Origin of the sequence: Sellimonas sp., from assembly GCF_047234585.1 — a bacterium.
Classification (GTDB): Bacteria; Bacillota; Clostridia; order Lachnospirales; family Lachnospiraceae; genus Sellimonas; species Sellimonas caecigallum.
Window position 1 is genome coordinate 1 of sequence record NZ_JBKSWG010000019.1, and the last position, 11,931, is coordinate 11,931.

11 protein-coding genes are annotated in these 11,931 nt (G+C 48.1%); all 11 read right to left on the minus strand.

Annotated elements, in window-relative coordinates; all coding sequences use genetic code 11:
• Positions 1–28: 28 nt before the first annotated feature.
• Entirely contained in the window at positions 29–1,459 is a 1,431-nt protein-coding gene (gene rlmD / locus ACLROL_RS08765; protein WP_413067692.1) for a 23S rRNA (uracil(1939)-C(5))-methyltransferase RlmD, read from the minus strand.
• Positions 1,460–1,638: 179 nt separating this feature from the next.
• A complete protein-coding gene (locus ACLROL_RS08770; protein ID WP_413067693.1) occupies positions 1,639–3,261 on the minus strand; it encodes an amidohydrolase in 1,623 nt (540 codons plus the stop codon).
• Between the two features lie 4 nt (positions 3,262–3,265).
• The gene (locus ACLROL_RS08775) at positions 3,266–3,883 is read right to left on the minus strand and encodes a V-type ATP synthase subunit D (protein WP_087200647.1); all 618 of its coding nucleotides are present in this window, start codon (positions 3,881–3,883) and stop codon (positions 3,266–3,268) included.
• Positions 3,884–3,895: 12 nt separating this feature from the next.
• Entirely contained in the window at positions 3,896–5,326 is a 1,431-nt protein-coding gene (locus ACLROL_RS08780) for a V-type ATP synthase subunit B (protein ID WP_087200645.1), read from the minus strand.
• An 18-nt stretch (positions 5,327–5,344) separates the two neighbouring features.
• Complete coding sequence (locus ACLROL_RS08785; RefSeq protein WP_413067694.1) at positions 5,345–7,111, minus strand: V-type ATP synthase subunit A; 1,767 nt, start codon at positions 7,109–7,111, stop codon at positions 5,345–5,347.
• The gene (locus ACLROL_RS08790; RefSeq protein ID WP_087209066.1) at positions 7,104–7,691 is read right to left on the minus strand and encodes a V-type ATP synthase subunit E; all 588 of its coding nucleotides are present in this window, start codon (positions 7,689–7,691) and stop codon (positions 7,104–7,106) included. The genes ACLROL_RS08785 and ACLROL_RS08790 overlap by 8 nt, the downstream gene beginning before the upstream one ends.
• Before the next feature lie 15 nt (positions 7,692–7,706).
• A complete protein-coding gene (locus tag ACLROL_RS08795) occupies positions 7,707–8,015 on the minus strand; it encodes a V-type ATP synthase subunit F (protein WP_087200638.1) in 309 nt (102 codons plus the stop codon).
• Positions 8,016–8,018: 3 nt separating this feature from the next.
• Complete coding sequence (locus ACLROL_RS08800) at positions 8,019–8,453, minus strand: ATP synthase subunit C (protein ID WP_087200637.1); 435 nt, start codon at positions 8,451–8,453, stop codon at positions 8,019–8,021.
• A 14-nt stretch (positions 8,454–8,467) separates the two neighbouring features.
• The gene (locus ACLROL_RS08805; protein WP_413067695.1) at positions 8,468–10,399 is read right to left on the minus strand and encodes a V-type ATP synthase subunit I; all 1,932 of its coding nucleotides are present in this window, start codon (positions 10,397–10,399) and stop codon (positions 8,468–8,470) included.
• Positions 10,396–11,442: a V0D/AC39 family V-type ATPase subunit gene (locus ACLROL_RS08810; protein ID WP_087200634.1), complete on the minus strand. Its 1,047-nt coding sequence runs from the start codon at positions 11,440–11,442 to the stop codon at positions 10,396–10,398. The genes ACLROL_RS08805 and ACLROL_RS08810 overlap by 4 nt, the downstream gene beginning before the upstream one ends.
• A 3-nt stretch (positions 11,443–11,445) precedes the next feature.
• Positions 11,446–11,757 carry a hypothetical protein gene (locus ACLROL_RS08815; RefSeq protein ID WP_287449357.1) on the minus strand — a complete coding sequence of 104 codons (312 nt, stop codon included), beginning with the start codon at positions 11,755–11,757 and terminating at the stop codon, positions 11,446–11,448.
• Between the last annotated feature and the right edge of the window lie 174 nt (positions 11,758–11,931).

The following is an 11,931-nucleotide window of genomic DNA, read 5'->3' on the forward strand; positions in this document are numbered from 1 at the left end:
CGGCATTTGCTTCTACATTTGCCCACTATTATACCATGTGAAAATGCTTTAGTGCCTCCATAATTGCCGCTTCCTTGTCTGGTGGACACTGCGGCACTTTAGCATCTTCCTTCTTCGACAGATTATAATTCTGCCCCACATCCAGCCCGCACTTCCGTTTGACCTGGGAGATATACAGGCTGGACACCTTCAGGCCGTGTTTTTCCAGCACATACGCTTTGATCTCATCATAGGTAGCCTTGCTCTCCGCCTCTGTCAAATCCAGCTCGTCCAGATTCAGCTCCACCTTAATATGCTGCTTGGTATTGAGTTTGGACAAAAGTACAACCGTCTCAACATGTTCTGTCCCTGGGAACAGATCCACCGGCACGATTTTCTTCGCTCTCCACCCTGCCTTGCGCAGTGTTTCCATATCTCGTTTCTGTGTCTCCGGATTGCAGGAGATGTAGACGATCTTTTCTGGTTTCATGTGGCTTACCGCTCCCAGAAATTCCGGTGTGCTGCCGGCCCTCGGCGGATCCAGAAAGACGACATCTGCGCGCTCGCCTCTTGCAGCCATCCTCAGGATCACTTCTGTTGCATCGCCGTTGATAAATTTTGCATTTTGAATCTGGTTGTCCTTTGCATTCTGTACGGCACATCTGACTGCACTTGCATTTTTCTCAATTCCCAACACGCTTTTTGCATGTGCCGCGGCTGCAAGTCCGATCGTTCCCACTCCGCAGTATGCATCCAGCACTGTCTCGTTTCCTGTAAGTCCTGCCGCATCGATTGCTGTACGGTAAAGGACTTCTGTCTGGATCGGATTGATCTGATAGAAGCTGGATCCGGAAATGCGGAAACGAACGCCGCAGAGGGAGTCTGTGATATAGCCTTTTCCGTACAGGATCTTCTCCTGGAATCCCAGGACGGCGCTTGTGGATCGCGGATTGATATTCTGGATCACTGTAGCGACTTTCGGACAGCTTTTCCGGAGTTCTTTTACAAAAGTTTTTGCTCCCGGCAAGGATGGTTCCGCTGTGACAAGCACGACAAGGATCTCATCTGTAAGCAGGCTGTGTCTTACAAGGGTGTGACGGATGAGTCCGGTCTTTCTGTCCTCATCGTACGGTTTGTATTTGCACAGGCGTGCAGCTTTCCGCACTGCTTTAACTGCCGCATCCAGTTCCGGATGATGCAGAAGACAGGTTTCCACAGGTAGGACGTAGTGGGAGCCTTTCGCATAAATCCCGCTGATCAGCTGGCGGCCTGGCCCGAAAGCGAACGTGGAGATCGCCTTATTCCTGTAATGCCATGGATTCTCCATCCCCAGGATCGGCTGGATCTTCCCGAATTTCCCCAAAAGCTTTTTGACGTCTTTCTGTTTTTTCTTGAGCTGTTCTTCGTACGGTATTCCAAGAAGCGGACATCCCCCGCATCCTTTCTCTTTTAATCTGCATGTATATTCCTGTGTGTCCATATTCCACCTCTTCGTTCATTCTTATCTTTCTATTGTAACAAGACGACCGCAGCAGGGCTAGTCTTAACAGACAAAAAATCAAAATGAAACAGAAAAAGAAGCCTGTCGAGATATGTATCCAGGATCCATGTACATATCATCAGAAAGGCTTCTTCTCCTATCTTATCTGTATCTGCTTGTTACCGGCGGTATACACAGTTTCCCCCGATATAAGTCGCTTTTACTTTTACCTTATCTATCTCTTCCGGCGGGATCTCAAAGATATCTTTGTCCAGTACGATAAAATCTGCCTCATATCCTTTTTTGATCATCCCCAGGACGCCAAATCCTGCTGCTTTTGCCGCTTCTCTCGTATAGAGACAGACGGCTGTCCGAATATCGATGGCTTCGGCCTGCCCACAGTCGGTTCCATCATAGGCTTTTCTTGTTACCGCTCCTTTTATACACGGAAACGGATCTGATGGAACCGCCCAGGATGTAGCCGGAGCATCGGTAGAAAAACAGAGTTTCACTCCTGCATCCAGCATCTTTTGTACAGGATAGCATGTCTTCATCCATTCTTCTCCCAAATTTTTCAGGTAGCTCTCGATCTCAGCATACATAAAGATGGGCTGAGTCACAAACGCGATCCCTTTTTCCGCAGCTTTTTGGATACTGTCGTCGGAAGGATCCGTTATATGCTCCACCCGCACATATGGGGTGTCATCTTCCATCCAGTTGTCTTCCCCGTATGCCCGCTCGACGACGCGTGAGATAGCCTGCCCGCCCATAGCGTGCATGGAAAGCTGGCATTTGTGTTCTTTACAGAAAGAAAATGCTGTTTCCATCTGTTCGTCCGTGCAGACGGAGATCCCATACTCTTCACATGAACCAACATATGGCCGGGACATCCATGCCGTCCTCCCTGAAACACTTCCGTCCCCGATGAGCTTGAGCCCTGCAGCAAAGATCTGACGCGACCGGTCCATCTTTTCTTTCGGAATATCAAATGTTTGATTTCCCATGAAATAATCCCACATATAATAAATCCCTACTTTTTGGGCAAACCCTCTTCTGGCTGCCTCTTGGTAAAGTGGTTCATTGTCGCTGTCATCTAAATTTCCCATGTCGCAGACTGCTACGATCCCCTGGGATGTGAGAAGATTTCCGAGTGCTACAAGATTTTCGATCTTGTCTTCTTCCTTCTCTTCCGGCATGAATGGAAGGATCAGATTCCTTGCGTTCTCTTTGAGAACTCCTGTCGGCTCTCCGTTTTCGTCCCGCTCGATCTCTCCCCCTTCCGGGTCCGGCGTGTTCCGGTCGATACCAGCCAGGCGAAGAGCCATACTGTTGACGCATCGGATATGTCCGCATGTGCGGATGATGGATACCGGGGAATCGCTGCAGCCTCGATCCAGATCATATCTGTTGACAGAGCGCTTTTCCGCAAATTTTCCTTCGTCGTATCCCCAGCCTTCAATCCACTGTCCTGGCTTTTGCCGTTCTCTTACATGTGTGATCTCCTGAATCAGCTCTTCGATAGAATGGACCTTCGGAGGAAGGGCAGATATTTTCTTGCTGAAATCCGCCAGCATGACCGGGTGCATGTGGGCATCCACAAATCCCGGCAGAACACAGGCTCCTGCAAGATCTACCGTCCTGTCGTTCTCTTTGTATCCACAGTCTTTTGTATTTTCTTCCTTCCCTGTCCACACAATGCGGCCGTTCTCCACAATCATAGTGTCGACAAAAGAATGGTTTTCATCGGCTGTGAAAATTTTTCCGTTTCTGTATTTTACTCGCTGGTTTGTTTTTTCTGCCATTTGTCTACCCCTGTTTTCTTCTTTTTATAACTTTTAGCCTTGTAAATTCTTCTCTTTCTTTTTCTTCCAGGGCGTTGCTGATACTGTATACCAACTTGGAATACATTGGAATCGTAATATTCTGAAGAGCATTGGCGCGCTTCTGTGTCTTCTTGATATTGCTGGCAAGACGGTATGCGGCATTCTCCACCATGGAGAGTTTGACTGTCAGATCTTTTACCTTCCGAAATGCTTCCAAAGCCTGATCCACCGACTCTTTTGTCGTGCTGAAAGCATAGGTTGGAACCGGTGTCTGAGGCGTATACTTTACATGTGGGATTTCTGTCCCCATGATACTTCTCGTCTGTATGACGATGGAATCCTCGATCGGCACTGTGTAGGCGATCTGGGATACGGTATTGATTCCATTTTCAATGTTGGCTCTCTGCAGACACTGATACGCGTGGGTAAAGGTACTGTCGATCTCTTCCTGGATCGTGCGTGCCTGGTCGATGAGCTCCATCAGCTCCCGGATGAGGATATTTCGTTTTTTGTCCATCAGCTCATATCCCTGCTTTGCCAGCTGAAGGGAATTTTTTGCCAGCATCAGGTTCCCTTTTGTAGGAAATGTACGCGGATCCACATCATCACCCCTTTATTTATTCGCAATGGATCCCGGACTTGCACTTGTCGTGACCCCTTCATCTCTTTTAGTTGGATGATAATACTTGTCCAGAATCTTTGTATTGACACGGTCCAGTTCTTCTCTCGGAAGCCTGCCCAAAAGCTCCCATCCCAAATCCAATGTCTCCTCTATCGTCCGGTTTTCCTCCATCCCCTGCCCGATATATTTCTCTTCGAATTCCTTTCCGAAAGCCAGGTATTCTTTGTCGATAGGAGACAGTTCATCTTCTCCGATAACGGATGCAAGATTTCTTGCATCTCCTACTTTCGCATAGGCAGAGAAAAGCTGGTTTGCCAGATCCTGATGATCTTCTCTCGTGTAACCCTCCCCGATACCGTCTTTCATCAGACGGGAAAGGGACGGAAGTACACTGATGGGCGGATAGATGGACTGGCCGTTCAGGTTCCGGTCAAGAACGATCTGTCCTTCCGTAATATATCCGGTTAAGTCCGGGATCGGATGGGTAATGTCGTCGTTTGGCATAGTCAGGATCGGAATCTGTGTCACAGAACCTTCCACTCCGCTCACGATACCGGCACGTTCATAGAGAGAAGCCAGCTCACTGTATAAGTAACCCGGAAATCCCTTTCTGCTTGGGATCTCTCCTTTTGAGGAAGAGACTTCACGCATGGCCTCAGCAAAGGAAGTCATATCCGTAAGGATCACAAGGATGTGCATGTTCTGCTCAAATGCCAGATACTCAGCCACCGTAAGGGCGACTTTCGGCGTGATGAGACGCTCTACCACCGGATCGTTGGCCAGATTCAAAAACATAGCCACGTGGTCGGCGACACCGCTTTCTTCAAATGTCCTCCGGAAAAAATCCGCCACGTCATGTTTGACTCCCATAGCCGCAAAGACGATGGCAAACTCTTCCCCGGACTCTTCTCCCAGGGAAGCCTGCTTTACGATCTGGGCTGCAAGCTGATCGTGCGGAAGCCCGTTTCCAGAGAAAATCGGAAGTTTCTGTCCTCGAATCAGCGTTGTAAGTCCATCAATAGCAGAAATCCCAGTTCGGATATAGTTTCGCGGATATTCCCGTTTAACCGGATTCAGCGGAAGTCCGTTCACATCCCGCTTAAGTCTTGACGGGATCGGCCCCAGGTCATCGATGGGCTGGCCGATTCCGTTGAAAGTCCTTCCAAGCATTTCTTTTGACAGAGCAATCTCCATCGGATGCCCTGTAAGTCTCGTGTGGGTATTTCGAAGAGACATCCCTTCGGATCCTTCAAACACCTGGATGACCGCTTTATCTTCATACAGTTCGATGATACGTCCGATCCTCCGCTCTGTACCATTGATGACGAATTCCACGATCTCATCGAAAAATGCATCCTGAACCCCTTCGAGTACGATCAGGGGGCCGTTGATGCTGCTTAATCCAAGATATTCGATTGGCATAGTTTTCATTTCCCCCTTTTATGCATTCTTTTCCAATACGTTCTGATAAAACGTATCGATATCGCGCCGGTACTGAGCGAACATTTCAAGCCGGTCGTTTGGCACATCGTACTTGATGGAGATGACCCGTTCAAAGATCGGTTCCGATTTCAGCACGGACATTGGATGCCCCATTGTCACAAGCGCTCTTGCCTGTTTATAAAGATACAGGATTGTATCCATCATCAAAAACTGTTTTTCCATAGATACGCACGTGTCGTCTTTGTGGAATGCGTTCTGCTGCAGAAATCCCAGACGAATAACTCTCGCGATCTCAAGGATCAGCTTCTGGTCGTCCGGCAGCACATCGCTTCCTATCAGCTTTACGATCTCCAAAAGGCTGCTCTCCTGATTCAGGAGAGCCATCAGTCTGTTCCGATAGTCTACAAACTTCGGCGATACATTGTCCTGATACCAGTGTGAGAGATCCTGCAGATATTCACTGTAGCTTGTAAGCCAGTGGATGGCAGGGAAATGTCTTGCGTAGGCAAGGCTTTTATCAAGCCCCCAGAAGCAGCGCACAAATCGCTTCGTATTCTGTGTGACCGGCTCGGAAAAATCGCCCCCCTGAGGGGAGACTGCCCCGATGATGCTGACCGATCCTTTCGTTCCGTTTAAATTCTGCATCATTCCGGCACGTTCGTAAAATGCAGAAAGCCGGGAGGCCAGATAAGCCGGGAATCCTTCTTCCGCCGGCATCTCTTCCAGACGGCCAGAGAGCTCCCTGAGCGCTTCCGCCCACCGGGAAGTGGAGTCCGCCATGATGGCGACATCATACCCCATATCCCGGTAATATTCCGCCAAAGTAAGTCCGGTATAAATGCTTGCCTCACGGGCCGCTACCGGCATATTGGAAGTATTTGCGATCAGAGTCGTCCGGTCCATCAGAGGATTTCCGGTACGCGGATCCGTAAGTTCTCCAAACTCTTCCAGTACCTGTGTCATTTCATTTCCACGTTCCCCGCATCCGATGTAGATAATAATATCTGCATCCGACCATTTTGCGATCTGATGCTGGGTCATCGTCTTCCCGGTACCAAATCCGCCCGGGATGGCAGCTGTTCCGCCCTTTGCGATAGGAAACATCGTGTCGATGATCCGCTGACCGGTTATGAGAGGCACAGAAGCCGAAAATCTCCGACTGACTGGTCTCGGTGTCCGGATTGGCCACTTCTGCGCCATCGGAATTTCCACTGTCCGACCGGTTCCCGGGTCGATGGCAATGAGCGGTTCTTCGATCGTGTAAGCGCCATCTTCCTTGACAGACACAACGGTTCCGTGCAGATGCGGAGGGATCATACATTTGTGGACGATAGCTCTTGTCTCCGGTACTTCCGCAAAGATATCTCCTCCGTTTACATAGTCCCCTTCTTTTATCGTAAAATGGGTTTTCCATTTCTTTGTCTTATCCAGATTGTCTACCGACACTCCTTTTGTGATGAATGCACCGCCTGTCTCGGAGATTTTTTCAAGAGGACGCTCGATACCGTCAAAAATATTGTTCAGGATACCTGGCGCCAAAATGACTGACACTGCATCCCCGGTAGCGATGACTTCCTCTCCCGGCCGAAGCCCGGATGTCTCTTCATATACCTGAATGGTTGTCCGGTCTTTGTCAAGGGCGATGACCTCCCCTACAAGACGCTCTTTTCCTACATAGACCATCTCCGACATCTCAAACCCGGTATTTCCCTTCAGATAGATGACAGGTCCGTTGATCCCGTATATAATTCCTGTCTTACTCAATGTCATCACCTCCCGAGAAAATAAACTGGTCGTATTCATTGCGCAGAGCAGTCCTGAAAGAATGGTCGATCAGGATATTTCTCCCCCGGATCACAGCGCGGATTCCTCCGATAAAATCTTCCTGGCTTACCGTAAGGAACGTCCCGCTCTTTACTTCCAGCTCTTCTTTCATCTCCACGTCCGAAGGATTGATATATAAGGTAAGCTCCTCCCGCCCGGCAAACTCCACGGATTTTCGGATGCATCGTAACAAAAATTCCTTGTAGCTTTCCGTCTTCATGTACTCCTCTGCCATCTTCATGACTTCCCGGAAAATCTTATCTTTTAACTCTTGCTGCACCCTCCCTTCTTTCCGTTTCAGGTTGAGCTGCGCTTTGGCCATAGCCTGATTTTTCTGCTGCTTCGCATTGGTCGTCTCTGCCTTAATGCGAGTCTCCATCTGCCGGATCGCTTCCACCTTGTGGTCCTGTAATACCTTCTCAAGAGCGGTACGGTAGGAACTGATGATATCATTTCCTTCCGCTCTCGCCTCCTCCATGGAAGTGACCCTGAGCTGTTCGATTTTTTCTTCTAATGTCAAAAGGAATCCCTCCTTTTATAATTTCAGTCCGATCGCTTCGGTAATATACGATGTGATAAAGTCTTTGCTGCGGCCGGTTCCGTGCCTGTCCGGGATCTCTACAAGAAGCGGCATCTTTCTCTCCAGACGGAATTCATCGATGATGTCCGGAAATTCCCTTCCGAATTTCTCTGTCAGAAGAACGATGCCTACTGTCTTATCTTTCAGGACGTTCTGGAGCGCATCGTAGAGCTCCCCTCGCTCATGTACGACGACTCCATCCACGCCCGCCAGACGCATCCCTGTGTACGTGTCGACATTATCACTGATCAAAAACATCTTCATGGCTTAAAGCTGCCCAAGGATCATGAAGGAGATGATAAGCCCGTACAGGCACACACCTTCTGCAAGTCCTACGAAAATGAGCGACTTACCAAGCACACTGGAGTCCTCACTGATGGCTCCAAGCGCTGCACTTGCCGCGCTCGCCACGGCAATACCGCCGCCGATACAGGATAAACCGGTTACCAGAGCGGCTGCGATATACCCAAGTCCCGTCGCCATAGAAGATGCCTGAGCAGCTGACTGCGCTGCTTCTACCGGTTGCCCAGTAAACATCATAATGGCTCCCACAAGACATGCTCCAAAGAAAAAGAACACATTCACACCGAGGGCACATTTGTAACGCCCTTTGTTTCGCTCCCCTATCAGATAGTATCCGAAGGGAATCACAATACTTAATATCAATGCTGCTATCAAAATCAGTTTGGCTGCAAGAGTCATAATAAGCTCCTCCTTTAATTTTTCTTTTTGCTATATGGTTGAAATACTCTCCCGCTTCCTTTATAAAACCTGCTGAACATCTCGTAATATTCCAAACGGAGTACCTGGATTCCTACGACCAGCCCCTCCATCAGGCAGACGAAAAGGTTTCCAAACACGATGATTACCCAGTTTGTATTTCCATCTTCCACACCTGCCAGCATCAGCACGACCTCCATCATGGCCGCATGGCTGACGGCAAACGCTCCGATACGAACAAAGGACAGCGTATTGGAAAAATAGCTCAACAGCGTCTCAAATAATTCAAAAAATCCTTCCACAAGGAACATGGCCTTGCTTTCTTCCATCTTTTCTGCCTTCTTTTTGATCTTGTTGGTCAACGGCGTCTTAAAGAGAATCAGGATAAGCGGTACGCCGAACATCACAAAGAGGACGATACCCGCCGGTGTCTTGTGACCTGACATAAAAAGCGCCACTACGACGATGACCGATGCATAAAACACAAGTCCCGCCACTCCGTTGGCGTCAAACCAGGCGCTCTGGGTATCATGCTCCTTCATGGCGTTGATGATATGGAGTACCATGGCCACCACGATGAGCCCCATCCCAAAAGCAATAGACACGATGAATACGGTATTCAGCTTTCCGACAAACGGCAGCGTTGTCATATGGTCGATGGGCCTAAGCCAGAGCGGCTCGATCAAGTCTTCAAATCCGAATATACTTCCGAACATAAATCCGAATATAGTGGAAAAAATCCCCGCGGTAGCGATGATCCCGGCAAGCGGCGCCTTCTTGAAGTGATAGATGAGCGCCCCTGCAATAACGAGGAGAAGGCCTTGCCCCACGTCCCCGAACATCACACCGAAAATAAACGAGTATGTGATGCCCACAAAGATCGTCGGATCCAGCTCATTATGTGCCGGCAGTCCGTACATTCCCACAAACATTTCAAATGGCTTAAACAGTTTTGGATTGTCAAGCTTTGTCGGCGGTTCCCCGAAATAGCTGTCATGGTCATCTTCCACAACGACGAAAACCTTGTCGTCATTTTGTGCCTCTGCCATGAATTTTTCCACATCATCCTCCGCCATCCAGCCGCACAGGATATAGTAATCTTCTTTTTTATCCTTTACTTTGGCAGCCACCTTGCGGACGTCGAAATTGTGAGCCAGCTCCTCAAGTCTTTTCTTTGCCGCTACAAGCTTCGGCGCCTCCTTGACAAGCATCTCTTCCGTCTGGCGATCCAGATCCGTCATTTCTTTTTGGATCTCAAAGATCTCCTGTGTAAGTTTTCTGCATGCCTCGTCTGGGGTTCCCTGATAATCCGGCGGAATCTCGATTCTTTCAAAATGGAGGGAACGGAAGACCGCGTCCGCTTTCTGGATTTTTGCCGGCGCAGCAAAATATGCCCCGTACACAAAATTGTCATCCTGTTCCCCTTTTACAAATATAGCCTCCAGATCGTGAAGCAGATATTTCTCTAACTTCTGATACTGTTCTGCCGGGAGCTTTCCGAATCGGTAAGCAATGTATTTGTAATTCATGACCGCACCCAAATCCCCGTTAAGAGGGCGAAACGGCTCGATCACTCTTTGCTTTGTTTCCTTCTCCTCCCGCTTCTTCTTCAGTGTGTCCTGTTTTGCCTGAACCTTCAGGTACTCATCATTGGTGGTCCGGATCAGCTCAAAGATTTCATTGAGCCCCATACTGTTATCCGGCACGATATCCTCCGGATCACTCAGGTATCCCACAAACTGCGTTGCCTTAAGGAGCGCGTCCTTATATGGATTCGTCTCCACGAAAGGCCGAAGATTGTCCACTGTCTTTAGTTCGGACAGCGCTGATTCAAGCTGTATCTCGTATCTTGACAGATAAAGATCCATCACACGGTCGATATCGTTCTGCGGTCCGGATATATTGACGAATTTCATTTTTACAATCATGTCTTCTTCCCTCCTGCATACACTGCGATCTCATCCGGAGCAACGCCATAGCGCACACTCTCCATCACGGTAGTAAGTTTGCGAAGCTCCTCCTCTTTCAGGAACAGGTACGTATTGATAGAAGCGATGGAATACGGATTTCTTCTTCTGTCTGCCATATACAGATGATACAGACAGTCAGCATAGATTTTATCCACCGTCAGTTCCTTTCCGAAATCATAATGTCTGGCGTAACTTGTCTTTTGAAGCGCCTTCCAGAATTCCTCCAGAGACGGAGCCTCCACCATCTCCTTCATCAACTCCGTACTTATCTTATATTGGATCGGGATCAGGAGCGAATAAATATCCGCAGGCGGCAGGCTGAAATACTTTTTCGAACGGTAGATCCATTCGATATTCAGCATATTGATCTGAGCTCCGTAGTCCCTTGTGAAAATCTCAAGTTCTTTCTTTTTCAGAATCTTCTTTTTTTCTTTCCACATCGCTGTAAAATAATAAAGATTCAATGCCAGATCATAGTCAAAAAGTGTCGCCGCCTTTCCGTCTCTTAACATCTTTAGTGTCCGATAATATTCTGTCCCTTTTAGATTTTCGATCACTTCATCCGTCGTCCTGGAATGGATCAGCTTCTCTATGGAAATCTGGGAATACCGGTCAAAAAAATCTTTTTTATAATTCAGGTCAAACGGCTCCTTGTAGTGATTGATGACGATCCTCAGACAGTAATTGATGAGCTCTACCTCATATTTCTTCAGATAAAGCTTCAAAAACTTCCGCTGCTCCATCCCGGAAAACCGGTAGATTTTCATATAATCCCGATACAGGGACAAGACGAGCATCTTTTCTATATTTCCTCTGTGGATCAGGGATGGATCCATTGTCTCCAGTACCTGGCCATAAGTAGAATGCTGAACCAGGTATGCCACAACTTCGGGAACACTTCCCATGGCCATAATTTCATCAAACTGCTCTTTCTTTATGAGCTTTGCCTCCATGGCCCGGAGCTTTGTGACAATCCCACTGTAAGCAAGTAAATTTCCCATAGGCTACACCTCTGTGATCCGCTGTAAGATCTCCTTCGCATACTCTGTATGCCGCGTCTCATATTCGTCCTGAAGCGACATGATAAGATCCGAGCTTGCGCTTTCCTGTCCATCCAGCATCGTCTTTTTATCTCTTTCCAGTTCCTCCTGGATCTTCTTTATCTTCTCGTTTGTCTTTTCCTCAAGTTCGCGGTCAAATTCTTTCCGGCGCTCTTCAAACTCTCTGTCCAGCTCTTCCTTCTCCTTCTCCGCATGGGAAACGATGGCCGAAGCAGCCACCTCGATTTCTGTCAGTTTGTCAATTACAGAATCCATAAAAAGCCTCCTTTTTGTATGAATTGCCGATATACTTAATCATACAACTTTCCACTGAAAATGCAACCACTATTTTGGATGGCCCATCTGTCCCCCTCTTACTGTAAGATTCTGGACAAGAAAACAAAGATTTGATATCCTTATTTCGTAATGTTATCTCAGGAGGGTTAAAAT